Here is a 22,106-nt window from a genome sequence, read left to right as displayed (position 1 = left end):
GCAGCACGACGTCCGGCCGGGATCGGCCTGAACCGGGGAGTGCGGCATGACGACCATCACGGCAGCCGATGGTTGCGCCATCTATTACGAGCGTGTCGGCTCCGGCCCGCCCGTCGTCCTGATACCCGGGCTCGGAGGCGACGGTCGCTTCTGGAACGGCGTCGTCGCGCTCCTGGCCAGTCGTTTCGATCTCTTGGTCGTCGATCATCGCGGCGCGGGCCGGAGTGGACGGCCCGCTGGACCTTATCGCATCGACGGGATCGCGCGCGACGTTCTGGCGATCCTCGATGCGGAAGGCTGCGGCGCGGCGCATCTGGTCGGTCATTCGACCGGCGGCGCCATCGTCCAGACGATTGCGCTGGATGCGCCCGAGCGCGCCCGATCCCTGGTGATCAGTGGCGGTTGGGACCGCTCCGATGCGCGTTTCCGGGCGGCGTTCGGCGCAAGGGCTGCGCTGCTCGACGCGGGACTGGCCGATGCCTATCAGCAACTCACCCACGTGTTCGGTTACGATCCCGCGTTTATCGATGCTCATGAGGCGGAACTGGACAAGGCGGTCGCGAGCGCCGCCACCGCGCTCGCGCCGTTCGCCGTCACGGCGGCGCGGGTCCGCATGCTGCTCGATTTCGATCGCTCGGCAGAGCTTCACCGCATTGCTCAGCCGACGCTGATCGTCGGCGCGCGCGACGATGGTCTCATTCCGATCCACCATGCTCATCGGCTTCGATCGCTGATCCCGCACGCCGAGTTTTGCGAACTCGCGGGCGCGCATTTTCACCCGCGAACGGACCCGGCCCCCTTCGCGACACGTGTCGCGGCCTTTCTCGACCAGCACGGCGTCGCGTGATGTCCGGCTTTCACGGTCGCGGGTCGCGTCTCTGGAGCATCACGTGCAAGATGGATCACCAGTGATGCCGAGCCGGCTCACGCCCTCTCGCCCAACATGAAGCGTCACGAAAGGACGGATCGATGATCGTCGAAGAACGCGACTACACGCTGAAGCCGGGGAAGCTCGCGATCTTCGTCGAGACTTATCGGGACTATGGCTTGCAGTTGCAGCTCGACTATCTCGGGACCTTTCACGGCTATTTCACCACCGAAATCGGTGAACTGAACCACGTGATCGCCTGGTGGTCCTTTTCAAGCCTTGACGATCGGCAGCTGCGTCGCGCCAAGATGTTGTCGGACCCACGCTGGCAGGCTTATCTCGCGCTGGTCGGCGATCTTTTGCAGCTTCAGACGACCCGTATCCTCTCACCCGTTTCTTTTTCCCCCTTGCGTTGAGAACCACTATGCAGATCGAACGAACCGCCATCGTCGGCAGCGGTATCATCGGGCGCTCCTGGGCGATCGTGTTCGCCCGAGCGGGCGTTCCTGTGCGCCTCTATGACAGCCTCGACGACAATCGGGCGAAGGCGCTCGAGCGGATCGCCGAAGCGCTTGAGAAATCGGCAGCCCTGGTCGGTGATGCTGCGGCCCGCCAGGCGGTTCTCGAGCGTATCACGGTCGCCGACACGCTTGCCGAAGCCGTCGACGATGCGGATTTCGTGCATGAATGTATCGACGAGAAACTCGCGAGCAAGCAGGCGATCTTCCGCGAACTCGAGACACTCGCGAAGCCTACGGCCATTTTGGCGACGACGACCTCGAGTTTTCCAGTTTCGACTTTCGCCTCGGATTTGCCCGGCCGTGCGCGTTGCATCGTGGTGCATCCAGCAACCCCGCCGCATCTCCTGCCCGTGACGGAGATCTGCCCGGCGCCGTTCACCAACCAGGCCATCACCGACGCGACATTCGCGTTCATGACGCGATGCGGGCAGGTGCCGGTGCTGATCCGCTTCGAGCAATCGAGCTTCGTGCTCAACCGCTTGCAGGCTGCCCTCGTGGTCGAAATGCTGCGATGCCTGAACAGCGGCATCATTTCACCCGGCGACATCGACAAGATCATCAGCCAGGGCTTCGGACTGCGCTGGGCGTTCCTCGGGCCGTTCGAGGGTGTCGATCTCAACGCGGCGGGCGGAATTCGCGACTATCTCGATCGGTTTGGTTTCATCTTCGACGATATGGCCAAACAGAACGGTCACGCCGGTCCCATCGTCACGCCGGAAGCGGTTGCAATGCTCGAGGCTTACACGCGCGATCAACTGCCGCTCGATCAGATCGGGGAGCGGACCGAATGGCGCGATGCCGCCATCACGTCCCTCCGTGCGCTGAAGCAGGGGTTGGTTTAATCCTCCTCCACTGACACGCGCTCGCGAAGGATCAGACGATGGCCGTCCGGATCCGAGAGAGAGTAAGCTGCGCGGCGATCCCAAGATGCAGTCGCCGAGAGTGGGTGACTGCCGTCATTTGAGAATGCGACCAGCGACGCGAGATCGTCGACCTCGATCACCGTGCGGCTCAGCGCGATATCGCCGGCGCTTTCGTGAGGCGGGATAGGCCGCCGCGTGCCTGTCCGATAAGCCAACAACTCGAGATGGGGTGGGCTTTCGGTGGGCGAGAGAGCGACGACCACCACCGACGCGTCCGCGACTGCATCGAGCTTGGATTGTTCCGCACCGGAGTTGAACGACCGGGACGATAGTGTGAAGCCGAGCTTCTCGTAGAATGCGATGCTTTGAGCGGCATCGCTGACCGCGATAGCCGTATGATCGATGCCGAGAAACAAGGCGTCGCGCCCCGGTCGATGCCAGCTCGGATCTCCGATCCCCTCTGGAAAGTGCAGCAATTCGAACGGATGCCCGAACGGATCTCGGAATTTGAACGCCGAAACGGAGCCGGTGTTCGGCGGCAAGGTCTGTGGGCCGCCCATGGTGATCGGCGTGATCGCAAAAGCACTGACATGAGCGTGAGCGGCCGCCATGTCGCGCACCACGATCGCGCAATGCTGAAACCAAAGATCGCTCGAGGTGCTACCAGCCGGATAAGATCGCCCAGGTGGATCGAAAGCCAAAAGATCCATCCGCTGGTGGCCGAGCCGCATGGTCACGCGTGCGATTGCCGCGTCAGGCGCGCCCAGAGCCTTCGCCATTCCGCGATCGACTTTGTCGACACGGTCGATGACCTCGAAGCCGAGAGCGTCGCGATAGAAGACTTCGGCCTTTCGGAGATCGGGGACCGTGAGGCTCACCGTCGTGATGGCGGTCTGTCCAAGTACAGGCGTCATGGCCAACGCGCTCCGCGTCGGTTGACCGCGATCGTGTAGAGGCTTTGGCCCGCGCAGAGGAAGAGTTGGCTCTTGTTGCGGCCGCCAAACTCAAGGTTAGAGACCAGCGATGGGACGAGGATTTTGCCCAGCAATGTGCCGTCGGGGTCCAGACAATGCACACCGTCGGCCGCGCCGCTCCAGAGATTCCCATCGCTGTCGCATCTGATCCCATCCGCGTTGCCGGGGTGGATCTTATGGAATACGCGGCCATTCAGCAGTCGTCTGCCATCGGCCCCGACATCGAACACGCGGATATGCTGGACCGGATCGCTGTCGAACTGCTTGCCGGTTTCGGTCACATAGAGCCGGCTTTCGTCGGGTGAGAAGCATAAGCCATTCGGGCCGTCGAAATCGTCGGCCGCGATGTCGAGATCGCCGCTTGGATCGAGTCGGTACAATCTCGGCGGCACTTCAGGCTCTTGTTTGCCGCCCTCGTAGTCGGTTTGGATGCCGTAGGGCGGATCGCTGAACCACACCGACCCGTCCGCCATCACGGCGACGTCGTTCGGCGAGTTCAGCCGCTTGCCGCGATAATGATCGGCAAGGATCGTGAGGCTTCCGTCGAGCTCCGTTCGACGAATGCAGCGATCATGGTGTGAACACGAGATCAACCGGCCCTCGCGGTCTCGCGCATGTCCGTTCTCGAAGCCACAGGGCTGGCGAAACACCGACACGCCGCCCGTTGGCGTCCAGCGCATCACCCGGTCGTTGGGAACATCACTGAACAGCAGGCATTGCTGGTCGCCGAACCAGACGGGGCCTTCGGTCCAGCCAAAGCCCTCGCCGATACGAAGCAACGGCGCGTTTGGGAGGACGAAACTCTTGAAGCGAGGATCGATGACCGCGAACGGCTGCTCCATGATGCGGCTCCGATCAGATCCAATGGCCGGGCTCGTTCACCGTTGGGGTGATGTCGAGTTGCACGATCATCTGCACACAGGGGACGTCGCCCAGCGTCCCGGAGCGATGTCCCACATGGCCCTCGTGATCGGCCGTGCAATCCTGATCCTCGCCAAACGAGATTTCGCCGACCCCCATTTCGACCCGCGTGCCGTCCATCGTCTCCACGAACCACCGGCCCGAGAGCGGAATAATCCATTGCGGCTTTGGGTTTTCGTGCCAATCGCCGACCCAGCCCACCGGCAAGACACAGATGGTCACGCCTGACGGCGCCATGCTGAGCGTATCGTTCCATTGAGGGGCTGCGCCGCTCATGCTTTTTTGTTCGAACGCGGTGAGGGCGCAACGCTTCTGTCGGCTCACGCCATCCTGATCCACATAGGCATGCCAATACGGCACCGTGGGTGTTGCCTCGGGGCGGCTACTCGGGTCAGCCATGTTCGGCTCCTGTCGGTGTCAAGGTTGTGTCATGCCATAGGGGGACGACGACAGCGGATGGGCCACGACATCCTGCACAGGCGAGAGCGCGCTCGAAAAGACGAGCAGCATCAAGCCGCCGACCAGACCGAAATTCTTCAGGAAATCCCAAAAGTGAGACCGACCCTGGCTGTTGCCTTTGGCCCAGAAATCGCCGTAACGCCAGAATTCGTGATAGAGCACCGCCGTCACGACGCAGAACCCGGCGATTAGAAATGCCGCCAGTCGGTCGTGCCAGCCGACCACCACCATGATCGGGCAGACGAGCTCGACCACGATCGCGACGACGAGCAGCACGGGACCGCCCGGCAGGACGGAGGACGTCGCCTGCTTCATCGCGCCCTTCCAATCGAAAATCTTGTCCAAGGCGCTGAACGGAAACAGCACAACAAGGCAAAACCGGATCAGGAACGGAATACCGACGAGATTGAGCCAAGTCATGCAGCGGCTTTCTGATTCTGCTCTCCTAGAACGCGACTATTCCCAAAAGCGGGCTCATCGACCGGCGTTTCGGATGCACCAAGTCGTCGCTTGAGAATGTCGGCCACCCGCAGCGCATTGGCGATGATGGTCAGGGTCGGATTGACGGCGCCGATCGAGGGAAAGAAGCTCGCATCCGTCACATAAAGATTATCGAGGTCGTGCGCTTTGCAGTCGAGATCCAGCACCGATGTGGCCGGATCTGTGCCAAACCGCAGCGTCCCGGCCTGATGCGCGGTTCCGCCGATCGGAATGTCTTTCCCGAAATACAGCTTGCGTTCCAGCAGGACCGGAGCCGCTCCCTCCTTTCGCATGATCTCCTTGAGTTTGTCGCGCAGGCGGCGATGCGCCTCCATGTTGGTCTCATGCACATCGAGCACCACGCGATCACCATCGTAGAAAATGCGATTTTCCGCGAGCGGTAGATCCTCGCTCGAGAGCCAGAAGTCGAGCGCATGATCGGCCAGGACATCGAATGGCGTTTCGGGCAGCCAGTCGCTCAGCCAGCCGGACACTTCCTCGCCCCGCACCTGCTCGCCGTGAGCCTTGGCGCACATTTGAATCAAGCCGAGCGGAAACTCCCAATCATCGGACTTGAAGTAGAAGTCACTCACGGCCAGCGTCTTTTGAAAGACCGTCGTATTCTTATTCTTGAGAAGTGCCATCAGAATGGACTGGTTGTGGCGCATATAGTTGCGGCCGACCTGATCCGAACTGTTGGCCAACCCCGCCGGATGCGCCTCGTTTGCGGAGCGCAGCAGCAACAGTGCCGACGATAAGGCCCCGCAGGCCACCACGACCAGATCGGACGAATAAGTCTCTTCGGTCCCATTCCGGGTGACCCGCACCTTGTCCACGACCTTGCCGGTAGCGTCGGTGTCGAGGCGGGTCACATAGGCGTTGGTCAGGAGGCTTACATTGTTGTAGCGGGCAAGAGTCGGATCGATACAGATGACTTGGGCATCAGCCTTGCCGTTGAGCAGGCAGGGAAAGCCGTCAAATGCATCGCAGCGTATACAGATGCTGGTCGGGGTCGCCTTGCCGTCGCGCTCGTCCAACAAAATGCCGAGCGGCAAGTGGAACGGATGCAAGCCCTGCCGTTCAAAGCCATCGCTGAGCTTTTGGATCATCGGCTCGTGAGACACCGGCGGATAGGCATAATGTTGCGTTCGCGGCGGCTCGTTGGGATCGACTCCGCCCTGTCCATGGACATGAAACAGGGTTTCGGCCTGATCGTAGTAGGGCGCGAAATCAGCATAGGAGAGAGGCCAAGCCGGCGAGATGCCCTCGCTATGCTGAATTTCCTCGAAGTCCCGCTCGCGTAGCCGGAATAAGGCCGCGCCATAGACCTTCGAGTTGCCGCCGACGAAATAGTGGAGTCCCGGGTGGAACGTCTCTCCGGTCCGGCCATGCCAAATATCTGTTGTCTGATATTTGGCATCCACGAAGACCGTCTTGGAACTCCAATTCTCCTGCTCACGCGGCAAGTAGTCGCCACGTTCGAGAATGAGAATGCGCTTCCCGGTCGGCGCCAGACGGTGCGCGACCGAGCCGCCTCCCGGGCCAGAACCGATGATGATCACGTCGTAATGGGTGTCGGACATCGGTTCTTCCCAAAGATGAAGGGGTAATGGAGCCGATTGTTGATCGGCGTGGCGCTGATGAAAGGCTTCAGCCTCCGGTCGCAAATCCTGGATAAAGCGTCATGCCGCCATCGACGAACAAAGTCGCGCCTGTCACGTAATCCGCGGCATCCGAGGCCAGCCAAACGGCCGCCTGGGCGATATCGTCGGGTTCACCGATCCTCTTGTAAGGCACGAGCGTCATCAGCGACTCGTAGGCTGCTGGCGTGTTCCAAGCCTCCGTGTTGATAGGGGTGCGGATCGCACCTGGCGCGATGCTGTTGACGCGAATGAAATGCGGCGCCAATTCTTGCGCGATGCTTTTCATCAGCAGCATGACGCCACCCTTCGAGGCCGCGTAATTGACATGACCCGCCCAGGGAATGACCTGATGAACGGAGCTCATGCAAATGATTTTGCCGGCCGCTTGAGACACGGCTTGGATAACGCCGCGCTTCTTGAACTCGCGTGCCGCCGCTCGCGTGACGAGAAATTGACCCGTCAGGTTGACGCCGATGACCGTGTTCCACTGATCCAACGTCATCTCGTCGAAAGCCGCGTCTCGCTGGAGGCCGGCATTGCTGACCACGATATGGAGCGTGCCGAAATGCGCGATGGCGTCGGCGAACATCCGCTCGACCTCGTCTTCTTTGCTGACGTCCGCCTTCAACGCGATCGCGCGCCGCCCCATGGCCTCGATCTCATGCACGACCTCGTCGGCGGTCTCCGGGTGAGTCACGTAGTTGACGACCACATCTGCTCCGGCTCGCGCCAGACCGATCGCGACGGCTCGCCCAATGCCAGAATTTGCGCCCGTGACCAGGGCCGGTTGTCCTGTCAAGACGGGATGGTAGGGCGCCTTCGGTAAGCGGCCACTGTCGAATGCTGCTGCCTCGGTCGGTTTCTGGGCGGCGGTTTGCGGGTCTGTCATGGGAGGACGCTCCGAGCAGCCGCGAGAATCGTCGGCTTTGCATGCCAACGGCTTTGACCTGCTCACGTTCCAGAGAACCTGATCTGCCGCCAAAAAACACGAGAGGCGGCCGCGAGGGGTCGCCGCCGGGTGTCGATCGACCAATCGTTCTACGGCGTTCCCATCAACAATGCGTCGATGGCGGAGCCGGACATCGGGGGCGCAAACAAGAAGCCTTGGACGGAGCTGCACCCGAGTTCGAGGAGCCTTCCGAGTTGTTCTTCGTTTTCGACACCCTCGGCGACGACATCGAGTTTCAATGTCTTCCCAAGATCGATGATGGTTTCCACGATCGCGAGGGTACGCTCCCGTGCGAGCATTCGAACGATGAAGCTTTGATCGATCTTGATCGTGTCGATGGGGTAGCGATCGAGGTAACTCAGCGACGAAAAGCCGGTGCCGAAATCATCCAACGCGATGCGAATGCCAAGCGATCGGAGATTTTCGAGAACCTGTCCAACAGCCGCCGGACGTGAAATAAACACGCTTTCCGTGATTTCGAGCTGAAGTCGATGGGCTTCGAGGCCCGTCTCGTCGAGGAGTTGCTGAATTTCTGGGATGAACTCTTTCTCGAGAAGCTCATTTCCAGACACGTTGACGCTCAATCGTAACATTCGCCCCGCATGACGCGCATCCAGCGCCTTCATCTGCGCGCAGGCGCCCCGCAAGACCCACCGGGTCAGATCCCGGATCACGCCGATTTCCTCAGCCAGTGGAATGAACTGGGCGGGCCCGATCAACCCACGCTCGGGATGCTGCCATCGGACAAGCGCTTCCATGCCCGTGATGCGAGCCGAGGCAGGATCGACGATCGGCTGAAACAACAGCACGAACTCGTCACGCCCAATGGCTTGTCTGAGGTCGGTTTGCATTTCGAGAGCCGCGACGGCCGCCACATGCATGGAACGCGTAAACAGCGCATAGCCGGCGGTTCCACCCCTCTTCGCCGTATACATCGCGATGTCGGCGTTTCGAAGCAGCTCTTCGGCATGCAGGAACAGCTCCGATGACTGCGCAATGCCGATACTGGCCGATGAAAAGACGTCCTGGTGCCCGATTTTGACCGGTCGGCTCAAGGCATTCAACACCCGCTGAGCCACACTGATGCCGCTCGTGGCGTCGATCGTATCCTCGATCAGGATCGCAAATTCGTCCCCGCCGATCCGCGATAGCGTGTCGCCCGGTCGAATGCAGCTTCGCAAGCGCAAGGCAGTTTCGATCAGCAACACGTCTCCGGCGCGATGGCCAAGACTATCGTTGACAAGTTTAAAGCCATTGAGATCGAGAAACAGAACAGTACAATAGGTCGATCGAGGATTGGTCTTACGTCCGAGAACGGTCGTCAATCTGTCCATGAAAAACGCACGATTGCGAAGCTTGGTCAGATCGTCGTGAAACGCATCGAAGCGCAGCTTTCTTTCCGCGTTTTTTCGGCTCAGAATCTCTTTTTCGAAGGCTTCGTTTTCAGCTTCGGTCAAGCGAGCCCGGACCGCAATTTCCTCAGCCCTCTTGCGGTCGGTGACGTCACGCTGGACAGAAATCCAGTGTGTGAACCAACCGGCCTCGTCGGCAACCGGCACGATGCTCAATTCGACCCAAAAGACGGTTCCGTCCTTCCGGGTGTTGAGAAGCTCGACTTCGACAGGTTTCCATTGGTGCAGTGCAAGTCTGAGGCGATCGAGCGACGCCCGATCCGTCTGATCGGATTGCAGGATGCGCGGCGTCAGCCCCAGAACCTCGGCCTCTGAGTAGCCGGTGGTTCGCTCAAAAGCGGCATTGCAGTAGACGATCCGCGGACCGGGACGATCGATCGGACTGGCTTCGGTGATCAATACCGCATCATTGGCATGGACCACGACGGATTCGAGCAGTCTCAGCCGCTCAGATGTCGACCACCGCTCCCGTGTCGCCCGTTCTGGTGCAACCCGTTGATCGGGTCGCCGCAGTTGAACCAAGCCGAGCAAATGCGCCGAAAGCGTCGCGAGCGCGTAACTCTGCGCGGGGCTAAGGCCGGCGTGGGGTCGCTCGTCCGCGATCGCCAACACACCGAGGCACTCGCCTTGTCGATCGAGCAGGCGGATCGCGGCGAAAAATCGGACGGCAGGGTCGTCGAAACAGGCGGGATCACGATCAACGTCGGCATGGAGATCGTCGACGATAAAGATATTCGAGAGGTTTTCGGCCGCCTCTTCGATCAAAGCGAGCAACTCGACATCATGACGATCAAGGCCAGGATGGACCGTAAGTCGAAAACCACTGGGGCTCCGCTCGGCATAAATCGCGATTGGGCAGCCCGCGACATGGGCAGCGGCTTCGAGAAGCCGAGTGATTTCAGAACTCGACCCAAAAGCCGGTCGCGCGTCGCTGTCTGTCATACCCCTCAACGCGTCTGCTTTAGGTTAAGTTCTGCAGAGCAGACGAGCGGCGATGACAGCTCAAGACGATCCGTTATCGCAATGAACGTCGCCCAGCCAAACGCGGGGTCACTCGACCGAGACACGCACCTGATGCCATGCCGCGCTGAGATAACCTTTGTGGTTCCAAACGTCATGTGGCCGTGACGGTTGGGTCTGGCCCGCAGCGTCCCACGCCCGAAGCGTAAGCTGGTAGCGACCGGGGTTTAAAGTCACTTCAGCGCTCCAGAAGGTCCAACTCCACGGCTGCCTGTCGTGCGGTTCGATCGTAGCCTGGTACCATGTGGCGCCGTCATCGATCGAAAGCTCGACCCGCGTGACGGCTCGTTCGGTCGCGATCGCATAACCCCGAAGCATCGTTGGCCCGCGCTTCAGTACGGCTCCGTCGCTTGGCTCGCAGAGGGCTGCGTTGAGCGGCATCTGGTTGATCGGTGTCCCGCACGCGATGTCGTCATCGCCTTTCTGCATGTGCGACGGAAACAGACGATAATCGAGGCGTTGCTGGACCGCGTCGGACGGGCTGGGCTGAACCCGAATAGAGGTCAGCCATTTGGGGCTTCGCACGCCCGCATACCCCGGCACGACCACACGAAGCGGCGCCCCATGTTCGGACCGGAGGGGCTCACCATTCATGCCCCAGGCGAGCAGGACCTCGTTCGACATCGCCTTCGGCATCGGGATCGAGACGCCATAAGGCGCGGGCTCGGCGCCCTCGTTATCGGCAAGATCGGCTGCCTCGAACGCGACATGCCAAGCCGCATCAGACCCGGCTCCGGCGGCCCGCAGCACATCCGCCAGCGACACGCCTGTCCATTCAGCGTTGCCGATCGCGCCGGCGGACCATGGATCGCCCGACGTCGGCCGAACCTGTTGGAGATCGGCGCGGCGGTTTCCCGCGCATTGCATCGTCGCCACCACCGAGCGTGGGCTGAACTGCGCTTTGAGGTCGGCAACTGTCAGACGTAAGGGGTGATCCACCTTCCCGTCGATCGTGATGTCATGCGAGGCCGGATCGAGATGCGGCACAAGCCCGTGCGATCGAACGTAGAAATCATCCGTCGCCGTGATGAAGGATCGTCGCAGGCGATCAAGGCGCGGCTCGGCATTGAACGGCGCCTGCGAGTGAACGATCAGGCCGTGCGGGCGATCTGATATGCCGAACATGGAAGCCTCCAAGACCTGTCATGAACCGCGTGCCCGACACGGGCGTTCCATCGACGCCGGGACCATTGCCGAAAAGGCGTTGAGTCCAACCCTGCGGCGTCCTAACAGGTTTGACCCTTGCGGGTGCCATCGGCATTCGCATCCGACAAATGGAGCCCCACCATGGCCAATCGCGACGTGTTCGGTATCGGTGAAACCCGCCTTCTCGAGCTTCAGCCCGGCGAACAAACCGATATTCGGGCCGAAAGCGAAGTTAGCCGCCTGAAAATTTCATTCGGGGACGGTGCCGAAGTCGAGTTGACGATCGGGCCGAACGAGGTTGTCAGGGTGAAGCAGGGTCAGTCGCCGATCTCGATCCTGTTCGAGGATCCGGGCGTCAGTGTCCACGATCCGCTGAAAGAGGCCGAGTAAGCGGCGTCTCGTCGGTCAGGTCGGTGCGACGTCCAGATCCGGCAAGCGACGGATCGGTCGGTGATAGCGGACCCGCAGGGCCGAACTGCCGGTGGCCATCAGCCGGTATTCGTAGCTGTCGCGCGCGATCACCTCGAAGCGCAGCTGGATGAGGCCGTTGCGCTGGATGAGGTCCGCCGCCGTAAAATCCTTTTCGGCCGCCACGGTCCGGCCTCGCCTCAGGATATCGACGACGCAGCAGGTTCTGCCATCGATCTCGCCGGGCATGGCGAAAAATTCGACCTGATAGCTGCCCGGATCAAGAACCTCGTAAGGCCCGAACAGCACATAGCCCTCATCGCCTTCGTTGGTGATGAGATAATCCTCGCCATCGATCTGTTCGAGCTGGCCGATAGCGCTGTGCAGCATGAGTGGCGTTCCAATCGCGGGGCGTGGAGCAGGGCGGGACCGTGTCGCGGCTCCGGCTGCGGTTCTAGTCCAAATGTTCGATGAAGCCGAGGATGTAGCGGGTCAGGTCTTTAGTTTCTGCAACGCCGCGAACGGGTTGCTGGATAGATCCGGCTTTGGCGGATCGAGCACGGGCTCCACCTGCGCCACCGCATCCGCCAGCGACGAGACCGCCCCGCTGATCAGCCGCCCGCCCGACGCATCCTTGTGGCCGCCGCCGCGAAACAAGCGGGCCGCCTCCAGCGCCGTCTCGTTGTTGGAGCGGAACGACATCGAGCCCGACCGTTGCACGTTGATGACCAGCGGCGCATCGCCGCTCACCATGATGGCATCTGAAACCCGCTGAAACGTTCCGGCATCAAGGCCGAACGATAGCTTTGCGCCATTCTTCAGCCGTCGGAACAGAGCGGGCGAGCGTGCCAGCAAAGGAGCGATCCGCATCCGGGTCGTCAGGCTCGGATCATCGCCGGGCTGCCCCGCCACCATGGCGTCGATCACGCTCGCGCGAAGGCTGCCCGATTCCCGCTCGATCTCGGCCGGGGTCGCGCCGCCACCGAGGCGGGTCGCCATGCCGAGCAGCAAATGGGCGATGAACCCGTCATGGCCGGGGTGGTCGAGCGGAATGAATCCCGACACATTGTCCCAGAACACCTCGTCGAGCACGAGGGCTTGACGGAAGATCGGTCGATCCTTGCGCCAGAGATCGACCGCGTCGATCGCCTCGACCAGCGTCGCGAGCGCCGTGGCGACCTGGGGCTCCGGCGTCGTCGTGGCGTAGAGGGCGTGGTGATCCTGCGCCATGCGGGTGGCGCAGCGGGTGTCGTCGATCATGACGACGATCGCTTCGTCGTCGAGTGAGAATCGCTTCAGGCTCGGCCATCCCTCCATCGGGGTCGGCATCGGCAACAGCCCCTGCGCGCCCAATTGGTCGATCGAGGAGGCATGGTGGTCGAGCACGATCAACCGATGATGCTGGTCCGTGGTCCGCTTCTGGTTCATGGCCGCGAAAGCCTTGATGAACGTGACCGCAACCGGTTCGAGACCGAGATCGGTCATGATCAGCAATTCGGGCTCTTTGGCGCGGGTGAGGCGCTGCAGTTCGATATCGACCACGCCGCCGACATCGGAGTAGCGCGGCACATGCACGACGCGGCTGACCTCCGCATAGGAGGCGACGACGGTCGACGCCCCATAGCCGTCGAGGTCGTGATGGGTCAGCTGCGTGATCTTCAAGGGAACGGTCTTTCGTTGACACATCGGCCGCTACAAAGACGTAGCACGCTCGGGCAACTTCGCTGCCGCCCGCCGCGTTCATAGCGAAACCAGCAAGGTCTATCCATATGCGTCGTCAAGCCTCCGCGGCATCCTTGCTGTTTTGTCTCACTCTCGTCTCGACCACGGCGCTGGCAGCCGTGTCTGAGAAAGCCGCGACCGTGTCGCTCGACTCCGTCAATGCCGCGACGTTTTCGCCGCTTTCGGACAAACCGTCGGTACGGCCCGTCCCGGAGGTCGTCAAGGCCGAAGTCCTGCTCGATCGGGCGCGGTTCTCTCCCGGCGCGATCGACGGGATCGACGGCGATAACTTCCGTAAGGCCATCGCGGCCTATCAGGCACAAATGAAATTGCCGGTGAGCGGGCACCTCGATCAAGCGACATGGAATAAGCTCGTCGGCGACGATGCGGCGCCCGTGCTGACCGAACGCCCCATCTCGGCTGCAGAAGCGAAGGGCCCCTTCGTCAAACGCATCCCGGCCAAGATGGAACAGCAGTCCAAGCTGGACCGGATGGGCTACCGCAACATCGCCGAGATGCTGTCGGAAGAGGTTCATGTCAGCCCGAGCTTGCTGAAAGCGCTCAATCCGCATGACACGCTCGAGGCTGGGGTGAAAATCGTGGTCCCTCAAGTCGTCGTTCAGCGCGGTGCTCCGGCCAAGGTCGCCCGCATCGTCGTCGACAAAGCCGATCACGCTGTCCGCGCCTTCGCGGCCGATGGCGCCCTTTTGGCTTTCTACCCCGCGTCGATCGGCAGCGAGGAGAAGCCCGCACCGAGCGGCCAATTCTCGGTCGTGCACGTGACCCATAATCCGGACTACACCTACAATCCGAAATATGCCTTCAAGGGCGTGAAATCGACGAAGCCGTTCAGGATCGCGCCGGGCCCTAACAATCCGGTCGGGTCCGTGTGGATCGACCTGTCGGACGAGGGCTACGGCATCCATGGCACGCCGGAGCCCGATCTCGTCGGTAAGACTCAGTCGCATGGCTGCATCCGGTTGACCAATTGGGATGTCGAGGATCTCGCCTCGATGGTTGGCAAGGGCGTCCCGGTCGATTTCGAGGACCAGGCTCAACCCGCTGTGACGACTGACAAGCCCATCGCGGCCGCTGCCCCAGCAGCGTCGGTCAAGCCATAAGGCATCATCTCCTGATTGTACCCCAATAGAAATGGCCCCTTTCGGAGCCATTTTTTTTAACGCTGGTGATGAAAAGCTTAGTCGTTCATGTCGTTTCGCATCATGCGGTGCATCTCGTGACGACGCATTTCATGACGCATCATCTCGTGACGCATCATCTCATGGCGCATCATTTCGTGGCGCATCATACGGTGATGCATCTCACGGTCGCCATAGCCATCGTGATGGTGATGATACCCACCGTGATAACCGTCGTCCCGACCACCGTCATAGCCCTGCGCGGAGGCAGTGCCGTTGGCGAAAGCCGAACATGCGAGCACAAGCGCGATGGCGCCGAGCTTGAAATTGGTCTTGAGCATTGGTTTTCTCCCTTGGCCAGGCTTCACATGCCCTGGCCGTTACGCTTCCGTAGCAGGGACATCATGAACGTCCCGTGCTGGTCGGGTTCACAACGCGTTCATGAGCGGTTCGGCCTCACGATGCCGCTTTAATAATCGGGATTGGTCACAAACCAGGCGGCCTGCGGCTGCTCGCCCGCCTGAACCGCAGCTTCATACCGAGCCGTGATGGCGTCGACGGCACGCTCGAGCGCTGAATCAGAGCTGTTTGACACAGCCGGCTCGTGGATCTGGTCCGACAGACGGAACGGCTCGCGAATGAAGTGGCTCTGCGCGAAGTCGAAGCCACCGATGTCGAGTTCGTAGATCTTGAGCCCGAGCTTGAACGTGCCGCCCTCGACGGGAAACCGGACGAAATATTCTGCATCGAGCTTGTGCACCCAGGTGAGGGTGGTGACGTCGAAGATTTCTTTTTCACGAAGCGTGAACATGGCGGAAAATCCGGAGGTGTCGCACCGTTACGATCACGCCGGTGCTGTACACCGTATCGAGGACGCCCGACAGTCGAGCGTCACTGAAACGGTCGGAAGCGCTCGACGACGGTATGAAAATCGCGACCTTCAACATCAACGGAATCAACCAGCGGATCGCCAACTTGCTGGCGTGGTTGGAGGAGGCGCGGCCGGATGTGGCGTGTCTTCAGGAGATTAAATGCACCAACGCTGCCTTCCCGCATGAGACTCTCGCCAAGGCGGGATATCGGGCCGTATGGAGCGGGCAGGGCGCCAATCACGGCGTCGCCATCCTGGCCCGCGACCTCGACCCGATCGAAACGCGCCGCGCCTTGCCGGGCGACCCGCTCGATCACGAGGCCCGCTACATCGAGGCCGCCGTCGATGGCGTGCTGATCGGCTGCTTATATCTGCCCAATGGTAACCCGCAGCCAGGGCCAAAATTCAGCTATAAAATGGCTTGGTTCGAGAGATTGCTGGCCCATGCGGCAAGCCTTCGACGCGACGATGTCCCAGCTGTCCTCGCCGGCGACTATAATGTCGTGCCCACAGACCACGATATCTATGCGATGCGGTCTTGGCTGGACAATGCTCTCGTGCAGCCGGCCCCACGCGCCGCCTTCGCGGCCTTATTGCGGGCGGGCTGGACGGACGCGATCGCCGACCTTCACCCAGACGGGCGCGTCTACACGTTCTGGGCCTATCTGCGCCAATCGTGGACGCGGGACGCCGGTTTACGGCTCGACCATCTGCTGGTCAGCCCCGCGCTCGTGTCGCGTCTCGTCGCAGGAGGGGTGGATCGAGCCGTGCGGGGCGTCGACAACGCGAGCGATCATGCGCCCGTCTGGATCGACCTTCTCGACTGAATCGGCGGGCGCAGGGCTCCGATCGCTACCGGCTTGGCCCGCACAGGCGCTGGCGGCCTGCTTCACCGCCGCGACCGAAACGGCCTAACCGTCTTTGCGGACGCCGTTTGGCGATGGGTCGATCTACCGGCACTCCGGCGGGCCGTTGCGCTGTAAGGACGCCGCTGTCTCCGCAACATTGATATCCATGCGAAACAGGATGAGCCCGCGGTGATCGGTGACCTCGACGCGCCAATCGTCTCCGAAGCGCCGCTGACGAGCCTCTTCCTTCAGAAGTTCTCCGGCCAATTCGAGCGCGTGGCGTCGAGCCTCATCAATGCTGACGAGTTCCGTGCCTTCGTTGTCGATCGACGCGACGCCGTCATAAACGTTGAAGTGATACCGCTGCATTTTTGCTCTCCGGCCGATCGTGGAGTGACATCGCATCGGGGGTGGGTTGAGTTCCATCGGATCACGCAACAGACCGTTGAAGGCACTGCCGCGTCCATCGGGTCCGGCCGGCCGAACAGGAGGTGTCGTCATGTCGGGAGACGCAAAGCTGGGAGCTAAAAGTCGAGATCGGACGTCGAAAAGATTGCTTGCGGCCGCCGAGGGGAATAGGCCGAAGTAAAGTCGTAAAACATCGAAGGTCCGATCTCATGCCTCCCTATCGTTCACGCACCACCACCCACGGTCGCAACATGGCCGGCGCACGCGGCCTCTGGCGCGCCACCGGCATGAAGGACAGCGATTTCGGCAAGCCGATCATCGCGGTCGTGAACTCGTTCACCCAGTTCGTCCCCGGTCACGTCCACCTCAAGGATCTCGGCCAGTTGGTGGCGCGCGAGATCGAGGCGGCCGGCGGTGTCGCCAAGGAATTCAACACGATCGCGGTCGATGACGGCATCGCGATGGGCCACGACGGCATGCTCTATTCGTTGCCCTCGCGCGAACTCATCGCCGACAGCGTCGAATATATGGTCAACGCTCATTGTGCGGACGCCATGGTCTGCATCTCCAATTGCGACAAGATCACGCCCGGCATGTTGATGGCGGCCCTGCGGATCAACATCCCGGTCGTGTTCGTGTCGGGTGGCCCGATGGAGGCCGGGAAGGTCACGTTGAAAAACGGTGTCGTCAAGACACTCGACCTCGTCGACGCGATGGTGGCGGCCGCTGACGACCGCGTCAGCGACGAGGATGTGCAGGCAATCGAGCGCTCGGCTTGCCCGACCTGCGGTTCCTGCTCGGGCATGTTCACGGCCAATTCGATGAACTGCCTGACCGAGGCGCTCGGCTTGTCGCTGCCGGGCAACGGCTCGACGCTGGCGACTCATGCCGACCGTCGGCGTCTGTTCGTCGAGGCGGGGCATTTGATCGTCGATCTCGCCCGCCGCCATTACGAGCAGAATGACGCGTCGGTGCTGCCGCGTGCCATTGCGAGTTTCGCGGCCTTCGAAAACGCCATGACGCTCGATATCGCGATGGGCGGCTCGACCAATACGGTGCTGCATCTGCTGGCCGCTGCCCATGAAGGCGAGATCGACTTCACCATGGCGGATATCGACCGCTTATCTCGACGGGTTCCGGTCTTGTGCAAGGTCGCGCCCGCCATCGCCGACGTTCACATGGAGGATGTCCATCACGCCGGTGGCATCATGGGGATTTTGGGTGAACTCGATCGCGCCGGCTTGCTCGATAGCAGCGTCGGCTCGATCCACGCCGAAAGCCTGGGGGCGGCGCTCGATCGCTGGGACGTCAAGCGCACCACAAGCGAGAGCGTCCATCACTTCTTCAGAGCGGCCCCCGGTGGTGTGCCGACGCAGGTCGCGTTTAGCCAGGACAGCCGATACGAGGATGTCGACACGAACCGCGAGACGGGCGTGATCCGCAATCTCGAACACGCCTATTCGACGGATGGCGGCCTCGCGGTGCTGTACGGCAACCTCGCGGAAGACGGCTGTATCGTGAAGACGGCGGGCGTCGATGCCTCGATCCTGACGTTTCACGGAACGGCGCGGATCTTCGAGAGCCAGGATACGGCGGTGCTCGGTATTCTCAACGGCGGCGTCAAGCCGGGCGACGTGGTGCTGATCCGCTACGAGGGGCCGCGCGGCGGCCCCGGCATGCAGGAAATGCTCTACCCGACCAGCTATCTGAAATCCAAGGGAATGGGCAAAGTCTGCGCCCTTGTGACGGATGGACGGTTCTCGGGCGGCTCGTCCGGCCTGTCGATCGGTCATGTCTCGCCGGAAGCCGCTGAAGGCGGCACCATCGCGCTCGTACGGGAAGGCGACCGGATCGAGATCGATATCCCGAAGCGCTCGATCCATCTCGCCGTGAGCGATGCCGAGCTTGCCGACCGTCGGCAGGCGCAGGAGGAGGCCGGATGGCACCCGACCGAGGTGCGGAAGCGCAAGGTGTCGGGAGCCCTGCGGGCTTATGCGTCGATGACGACGAGTGCCGCCAAGGGCGCAGTTCGCAAAATCTGACGCGGCTGCTCCCGCCCGTGCCGTCGTCCGTCGCTCAGATGCCGACGGCGGCGCGCGGGTTGGAGCCATCGCTGTAGCGCGACAAACGGAACTCACGCGGATCGACCAGAGGCGCGGCACCGGTCGCCAGATCCGCGGCGAGCCGACCCGCGGCAGGGCCGATGCCGAAACCATGGCCGGAAAAGCCCGTTGCGACCACCAATCCGGCAATGCTATCGACCGGTGAGATGACCGGCACCGCATCCGGCATGACGTCGATCATGCCGGCCCATTCCTGCACGACGCGGGCGCCGGCGAAAGCCGGAACGGTTTTGACGAGATGCGCCAGCGCCTCGCGGTTGTAGCGCCGGTCCGGCTCGGGATCGAGCACGCGCGTTGTCTCGTAGGGCGACACCTCATCGAGCGGAACCAGGCGTTCCTCGCGCCATTCCTCGGCGAAGCGGTGATCCGCGCGGAGCCTCAGACTTTTTCGGTCGTCCCAGAACGGCGGGAGGAAGTGCTTGAGGAAGCGGAAGCTGTCCGGCACGATCGGCACGACGTTCACGCTGCCGTTGGCGATCGTGTAACCGCCATCGAGCCGCTTGCGATAGGCCGCGTGATCACCCCAGAAGGCGGTCGTGGGCGCGCCGTCGAGCGGTGCGGTTCGCAGCACGCTGGACCGCACTTTGAGCTGTGGCAACGTCACATCGAGGTCTCGAAGGAAGCGGCGCGACCACGCGCCACCTGCCAGCACGACGGCATTGCACCCGATGCGGCCTCGTTCGGTGACGGCGGCGATCACGCGCCCACCCGCTCGATCCAGCCCCCGCACGGCGCAATCGGTGAGGATCACGGCTCCGTCGCGCTGCGCCGCTCTCGCGATCGCGGGTGTGGCGGCCTGGGGCTCGGCGCAGCCGTCGCTGGCGCAATAGAGCGCGGCCTTGTAGCGCGATCCGCCGTCTGGCAAGTGGCGATCGAGTTCGCTCCCGGAAATGAGGCGCGCGTCGATCTGATACGGCCGCGCATGATCGAGCCATGTCTCGAAACGCGCGACGTCGCTGTCGTTGTCGGCCGCGAAGACGATACCGGTGGTGCGAAAGCCGGTCTCGGCCCCCACGGTTTCGTTCATATCGGTCCAGAGGCGCAGGCTTTCGATCACCAGCGGGATCTCGCGCGGATCGCGCCGCGCCTTGCGAACCCATCCCCAGTTCCGGCTGGATTGCTCGCCCGCCACGAGCCCTTTTTCGCAGAGTACGACCGAGATGCCCCGCCGTGCCAGCGTCAGGGCCGCGCTGGCACCGATGATGCCGCCCCCGATGATGACGACTTCGGCATGACGCGGCATCTCTGTATCGGGAATGACCCGATCGACCTCTGGACCCATTTGACCCTCATCGGGCATGGCGCCCCGTGTCGTCGCATCGACCCTTTGACAAAACCATGCCATGCCGAGTTTCGAGCGTCACGAGGCCATTGCCCGAGAGGGCGACGACCTCAGCGATAGCGCGGGTTGGTGTAGCCTTGCTGAATGACGCGGAGCCCCTCCTGGCTTTCCCGCGGCATGCCATTTTTGAGATCGGCGAAGACCTGCTGGGCGCCGGTCCAGTCGCCCTTGTGATACATGGCCCAGCCACGCACTACAGAGAGGCCACGCGGCTCGGATCGGCCCTGGCTCTTCCGCTGTTCAAGCATCGCGACCGCCTGGTCGTATTGGCCGCTCTCGAACGTTTTGACGATCGCGGTCGCGCTCTGATCCCAGCCACCGTCCTCCGATTGAGCGACGCGGGCGTGGGTTCCCTTGTTGTTACGCGCCAGACGAGGCTGTTTGCGGGTCGACGTCATGGCGATGTTAGTGCTGCCATGCATCAGCTTGTCGAGATCGGCGACGCGCGAATAGACAGTGCGATATTGCGCCACGAGCGCGGCATATTCGGCGTTATGCTTGAGGCGCTTGGCCGTGACCATCAAGCCGATGGCGGCGGATTCGCTCGGCTGCCACGCCGCGGATTTGTGGAACCAGGCGTCGGCTCCGGCGAGGTCGTCGGCCTTATAGAGAGACCAGCCATAGGCCTGCGCGCCATCGGCCGACGCCTCGGTGTCGATGGCCCGCCCCAGCATGGCGAGATCGGCGGGGTTCAACGGTGTCGCGCCCGGGGCACCGAGGTTTGCGCTCAGGATCTCGATCATCAGCTTGCGATTGGGATGGTCGAGATCGGCATATTGGATCGCCGCCTTTTGGGCGTCCGCAAGCTTGCCGCCATCGCGCAGGGTCAGCACCAGCCCCTCGGCGCTCTTCGGATTTGCGCCATTCTGCAGCGCCATGGTGAACCACGTCTCGGCCTTGGCATAGTCCTTGTGCGAATAAGCATACCAACCGAGCAACTGGGCATCGGTCTTGCCGCCACTGGCCCGCGCGTTTGCGGCGAGCGCGTCGATGTCGGACTGGGCCGGAGTATCTATGGATTTCCCAGCCGCCGCCTCGCCGATCTTCTGGCGGAGGACATCGAAGCGCACCTGATCGAATTCTCCGTGGCCGCCGACGCGCTTACCACTCTGAATGAGGTTCTCAATCAATTCGGGTGATTTAAGGATTCCGTTCGCCTTTTGCACCGTCGCAAGGCGGTCCTCGGGTTTGGGACACGAGGCGATGACGAAACGATAAGCATCGGCCGCATGTTGCTCGTCATTGGATTGTGCCAGCGCTTCGGCGGTGCGCCAGATTGCGTCGACGTTGCCGCAGGTCAGCAGCCCTGGGCTCGCGGTCGCGATGTCGATTACGGTGCCCCATTGCTGCGTGTCCGACGCCTTGACGAGCGTGTCATAGGCTTCGGCCAGGGCCAGCTTGCCGCTGAGATCGCTCGACGGCTGCCATCCGGGAATACGCGCGCGCATGTCGTCCATCGCGGCATGAACGCCGACGATGTCATGCTTGCCGAACAGATCCCAGAGCGGCTGTTCGGAGACGCCGCTCCGCACCTCGGCGAAGAGATCCTCCGGCGGCTCCCAACCCGCATAGCTCGACCGGAGCAGACGGATCTCGGCCGCGACGCGCGCAAGATCGTTCTGGGCCGCGTAATACCGCAGCGGACCGAGATCGATGGCCGCGGCCTTGTCGGAGGCTGTGCCATCCTGGCTCGATCCAGGCGGCTTGGGCCGTTGGAGCACGAAGGCGCTTGGCGTGTCGAACTTCGCACCGCGGGGCAGGGTGCCGCCAAGCGCGGCCTGCTGCTCGGGCGAGAGTGTCGAGGGGCCGCCAGGGACGCGCGTCGCCTCGGCGGGGGTAGTCGTCGAGGGCGCGCTGAACAGCGAGGCGGAAAGCGGAACCTCCGCCGCGCTTCGCACCGCCTGCGAGTGGACCACGGTCGAGGCGCCGAGCAGAAGAACCGAGAGTAGGACGGGATGGCGAATGGGCATGGCGGAGGCTTTCCTGAAG

22 protein-coding genes are annotated in these 22,106 nt (G+C 62.3%); 7 read left to right on the top strand and 15 right to left on the bottom strand.

Translation table 11 applies throughout. From position 1 onward, the window contains the following. Positions 1-46 precede the first annotated feature (46 nt). From EY713_RS00470 to EY713_RS00460, 3 genes are all read left to right on the top strand, one after another. Entirely contained in the window at positions 47-847 is an 801-nt protein-coding gene (locus tag EY713_RS00470) for an alpha/beta fold hydrolase (protein WP_131113069.1), read from the top strand. Positions 848-969: 122 nt separating this feature from the next. Then, positions 970-1,284 carry an NIPSNAP family protein gene (locus EY713_RS00465; protein WP_131113068.1) on the top strand — a complete coding sequence of 105 codons (315 nt, stop codon included), beginning with the start codon at positions 970-972 and terminating at the stop codon, positions 1,282-1,284. An 8-nt stretch (positions 1,285-1,292) separates the two neighbouring features. After that, complete coding sequence (locus tag EY713_RS00460) at positions 1,293-2,231, top strand: 3-hydroxyacyl-CoA dehydrogenase (RefSeq protein WP_131113067.1); 939 nt, start codon at positions 1,293-1,295, stop codon at positions 2,229-2,231. On the opposite strand, the gene EY713_RS00455 is transcribed toward EY713_RS00460, so the two are convergent. The 8 genes from EY713_RS00455 to EY713_RS00420 form a co-directional block, all read right to left on the bottom strand. Beyond that, a complete protein-coding gene (locus tag EY713_RS00455) occupies positions 2,228-3,166 on the bottom strand; it encodes a VOC family protein (protein WP_131113066.1) in 939 nt (312 codons plus the stop codon). The two genes, EY713_RS00460 and EY713_RS00455, sit on opposite strands and share 4 nt — an antisense overlap. After that, complete coding sequence (locus tag EY713_RS00450; RefSeq protein WP_131113065.1) at positions 3,163-4,068, bottom strand: SMP-30/gluconolactonase/LRE family protein; 906 nt, start codon at positions 4,066-4,068, stop codon at positions 3,163-3,165. The genes EY713_RS00455 and EY713_RS00450 overlap by 4 nt, the downstream gene beginning before the upstream one ends. Positions 4,069-4,081: 13 nt before the next feature. Beyond that, the gene (locus EY713_RS00445) at positions 4,082-4,546 is read right to left on the bottom strand and encodes a cupin domain-containing protein (protein ID WP_131113064.1); all 465 of its coding nucleotides are present in this window, start codon (positions 4,544-4,546) and stop codon (positions 4,082-4,084) included. 18 nt (positions 4,547-4,564) lie between these two features. Continuing rightward, the gene (locus EY713_RS00440; RefSeq protein WP_131113063.1) at positions 4,565-5,026 is read right to left on the bottom strand and encodes a DoxX family protein; all 462 of its coding nucleotides are present in this window, start codon (positions 5,024-5,026) and stop codon (positions 4,565-4,567) included. Then, the gene (locus EY713_RS00435) at positions 5,023-6,669 is read right to left on the bottom strand and encodes a GMC oxidoreductase (RefSeq protein ID WP_131113062.1); all 1,647 of its coding nucleotides are present in this window, start codon (positions 6,667-6,669) and stop codon (positions 5,023-5,025) included. Before EY713_RS00435 ends, EY713_RS00440 begins: the two co-directional genes overlap by 4 nt. Before the next feature lie 67 nt (positions 6,670-6,736). Then, the gene (locus EY713_RS00430; RefSeq protein ID WP_131113061.1) at positions 6,737-7,618 is read right to left on the bottom strand and encodes an SDR family oxidoreductase; all 882 of its coding nucleotides are present in this window, start codon (positions 7,616-7,618) and stop codon (positions 6,737-6,739) included. 149 nt (positions 7,619-7,767) lie between these two features. Then, on the bottom strand, positions 7,768-10,032 hold the full coding sequence (locus tag EY713_RS00425; protein ID WP_131113060.1) for a putative bifunctional diguanylate cyclase/phosphodiesterase: 2,265 nt from the start codon (positions 10,030-10,032) through the stop codon (positions 7,768-7,770). A gap of 108 nt (positions 10,033-10,140) precedes the next feature. After that, positions 10,141-11,235 (bottom strand): sulfite oxidase, encoded by a 1,095-nt coding sequence (locus tag EY713_RS00420; protein ID WP_131113059.1) that lies wholly within the window; start codon positions 11,233-11,235, stop codon positions 10,141-10,143. 162 nt (positions 11,236-11,397) lie between these two features. On the opposite strand from EY713_RS00420, the gene EY713_RS00415 reads away from it, so the two are divergent. After that, positions 11,398-11,646: a hypothetical protein gene (locus EY713_RS00415; protein WP_131113058.1), complete on the top strand. Its 249-nt coding sequence runs from the start codon at positions 11,398-11,400 to the stop codon at positions 11,644-11,646. A 15-nt stretch (positions 11,647-11,661) separates the two neighbouring features. Here EY713_RS00415 and EY713_RS00410 read toward each other — a convergent pair whose 3' ends face one another. Next, the gene (locus EY713_RS00410) at positions 11,662-12,054 is read right to left on the bottom strand and encodes a hypothetical protein (protein WP_131113057.1); all 393 of its coding nucleotides are present in this window, start codon (positions 12,052-12,054) and stop codon (positions 11,662-11,664) included. Positions 12,055-12,156: 102 nt separating this feature from the next. After that, positions 12,157-13,326, bottom strand: coding sequence for a dimethylmenaquinone methyltransferase (locus EY713_RS00405; RefSeq protein WP_131113056.1), 1,170 nt, complete (start codon positions 13,324-13,326; stop codon positions 12,157-12,159). Positions 13,327-13,433: 107 nt separating this feature from the next. Here EY713_RS00405 and EY713_RS00400 point away from each other — a divergent pair, with 107 nt between their 5' ends. Next, a complete protein-coding gene (locus EY713_RS00400; protein ID WP_131113055.1) occupies positions 13,434-14,507 on the top strand; it encodes a L,D-transpeptidase family protein in 1,074 nt (357 codons plus the stop codon). A 77-nt stretch (positions 14,508-14,584) separates the two neighbouring features. Here EY713_RS00400 and EY713_RS00395 read toward each other — a convergent pair whose 3' ends face one another. Both EY713_RS00395 and EY713_RS00390 read right to left on the bottom strand, forming a co-directional pair. Further along, positions 14,585-14,866 carry a hypothetical protein gene (locus EY713_RS00395; protein ID WP_131113054.1) on the bottom strand — a complete coding sequence of 94 codons (282 nt, stop codon included), beginning with the start codon at positions 14,864-14,866 and terminating at the stop codon, positions 14,585-14,587. Between the two features lie 128 nt (positions 14,867-14,994). Beyond that, positions 14,995-15,336, bottom strand: coding sequence for a hypothetical protein (locus tag EY713_RS00390; protein WP_131113053.1), 342 nt, complete (start codon positions 15,334-15,336; stop codon positions 14,995-14,997). Positions 15,337-15,449: 113 nt separating this feature from the next. Between EY713_RS00390 and EY713_RS00385 the strand changes: the two genes are divergently transcribed. Beyond that, positions 15,450-16,223 (top strand): exodeoxyribonuclease III, encoded by a 774-nt coding sequence (locus EY713_RS00385; RefSeq protein ID WP_131113052.1) that lies wholly within the window; start codon positions 15,450-15,452, stop codon positions 16,221-16,223. Between the two features lie 123 nt (positions 16,224-16,346). On the opposite strand, the gene EY713_RS00380 is transcribed toward EY713_RS00385, so the two are convergent. Continuing rightward, positions 16,347-16,745 (bottom strand): DUF6894 family protein, encoded by a 399-nt coding sequence (locus tag EY713_RS00380; RefSeq protein ID WP_245572836.1) that lies wholly within the window; start codon positions 16,743-16,745, stop codon positions 16,347-16,349. Positions 16,746-16,861: 116 nt separating this feature from the next. On the opposite strand from EY713_RS00380, the gene ilvD reads away from it, so the two are divergent. Further along, positions 16,862-18,694 carry a dihydroxy-acid dehydratase gene (gene ilvD / locus EY713_RS00375; RefSeq protein ID WP_131113051.1) on the top strand — a complete coding sequence of 611 codons (1,833 nt, stop codon included), beginning with the start codon at positions 16,862-16,864 and terminating at the stop codon, positions 18,692-18,694. Between the two features lie 34 nt (positions 18,695-18,728). Here the strand turns inward: ilvD and EY713_RS00370 are convergent, their stop codons facing one another. Beyond that, entirely contained in the window at positions 18,729-20,057 is a 1,329-nt protein-coding gene (locus EY713_RS00370) for an NAD(P)/FAD-dependent oxidoreductase (protein ID WP_210215293.1), read from the bottom strand. Between the two features lie 110 nt (positions 20,058-20,167). Beyond that, the gene (locus EY713_RS00365; protein WP_131113050.1) at positions 20,168-22,087 is read right to left on the bottom strand and encodes a hypothetical protein; all 1,920 of its coding nucleotides are present in this window, start codon (positions 22,085-22,087) and stop codon (positions 20,168-20,170) included. Positions 22,088-22,106 lie beyond the last annotated feature (19 nt).

Origin of the sequence: Lichenihabitans psoromatis (genome assembly GCF_004323635.1) — a bacterium.
Taxonomy (GTDB): domain Bacteria; phylum Pseudomonadota; class Alphaproteobacteria; order Rhizobiales; family Beijerinckiaceae; genus Lichenihabitans; species Lichenihabitans psoromatis.
The sequence above is the reverse complement of the archived record's forward strand: the minus strand, read 5'-3'. Positions and strand labels throughout refer to the sequence as shown.

What these genes read in the sequence shown, in the direction of transcription:
- EY713_RS00470 (WP_131113069.1), top strand. Translation starts at nt 47, where the DNA reads ATGACGACCATCACGGCAGCCGATGGTTGCGCCATCTATTACGAGCGT.
- EY713_RS00465 (WP_131113068.1), top strand. Translation starts at nt 970, where the DNA reads ATGATCGTCGAAGAACGCGACTACACGCTGAAGCCGGGGAAGCTCGCG.
- EY713_RS00460 (WP_131113067.1), top strand. Translation starts at nt 1,293, where the DNA reads ATGCAGATCGAACGAACCGCCATCGTCGGCAGCGGTATCATCGGGCGC.
- EY713_RS00455 (WP_131113066.1), bottom strand. Translation starts at nt 3,166, where the DNA reads ATGACGCCTGTACTTGGACAGACCGCCATCACGACGGTGAGCCTCACG.
- EY713_RS00450 (WP_131113065.1), bottom strand. Translation starts at nt 4,068, where the DNA reads ATGGAGCAGCCGTTCGCGGTCATCGATCCTCGCTTCAAGAGTTTCGTC.
- EY713_RS00445 (WP_131113064.1), bottom strand. Translation starts at nt 4,546, where the DNA reads ATGGCTGACCCGAGTAGCCGCCCCGAGGCAACACCCACGGTGCCGTAT.
- EY713_RS00440 (WP_131113063.1), bottom strand. Translation starts at nt 5,026, where the DNA reads ATGACTTGGCTCAATCTCGTCGGTATTCCGTTCCTGATCCGGTTTTGC.
- EY713_RS00435 (WP_131113062.1), bottom strand. Translation starts at nt 6,669, where the DNA reads ATGTCCGACACCCATTACGACGTGATCATCATCGGTTCTGGCCCGGGA.
- EY713_RS00430 (WP_131113061.1), bottom strand. Translation starts at nt 7,618, where the DNA reads ATGACAGACCCGCAAACCGCCGCCCAGAAACCGACCGAGGCAGCAGCA.
- EY713_RS00425 (WP_131113060.1), bottom strand. Translation starts at nt 10,032, where the DNA reads ATGACAGACAGCGACGCGCGACCGGCTTTTGGGTCGAGTTCTGAAATC.
- EY713_RS00420 (WP_131113059.1), bottom strand. Translation starts at nt 11,235, where the DNA reads ATGTTCGGCATATCAGATCGCCCGCACGGCCTGATCGTTCACTCGCAG.
- EY713_RS00415 (WP_131113058.1), top strand. Translation starts at nt 11,398, where the DNA reads ATGGCCAATCGCGACGTGTTCGGTATCGGTGAAACCCGCCTTCTCGAG.
- EY713_RS00410 (WP_131113057.1), bottom strand. Translation starts at nt 12,054, where the DNA reads ATGCTGCACAGCGCTATCGGCCAGCTCGAACAGATCGATGGCGAGGAT.
- EY713_RS00400 (WP_131113055.1), top strand. Translation starts at nt 13,434, where the DNA reads ATGCGTCGTCAAGCCTCCGCGGCATCCTTGCTGTTTTGTCTCACTCTC.
- EY713_RS00395 (WP_131113054.1), bottom strand. Translation starts at nt 14,866, where the DNA reads ATGCTCAAGACCAATTTCAAGCTCGGCGCCATCGCGCTTGTGCTCGCA.
- EY713_RS00390 (WP_131113053.1), bottom strand. Translation starts at nt 15,336, where the DNA reads ATGTTCACGCTTCGTGAAAAAGAAATCTTCGACGTCACCACCCTCACC.
- EY713_RS00385 (WP_131113052.1), top strand. Translation starts at nt 15,450, where the DNA reads ATGAAAATCGCGACCTTCAACATCAACGGAATCAACCAGCGGATCGCC.
- EY713_RS00380 (WP_245572836.1), bottom strand. Translation starts at nt 16,745, where the DNA reads ATGACGACACCTCCTGTTCGGCCGGCCGGACCCGATGGACGCGGCAGT.
- ilvD (WP_131113051.1), top strand. Translation starts at nt 16,862, where the DNA reads ATGCCTCCCTATCGTTCACGCACCACCACCCACGGTCGCAACATGGCC.
- EY713_RS00370 (WP_210215293.1), bottom strand. Translation starts at nt 20,057, where the DNA reads ATGGGTCCAGAGGTCGATCGGGTCATTCCCGATACAGAGATGCCGCGT.
- EY713_RS00365 (WP_131113050.1), bottom strand. Translation starts at nt 22,087, where the DNA reads ATGCCCATTCGCCATCCCGTCCTACTCTCGGTTCTTCTGCTCGGCGCC.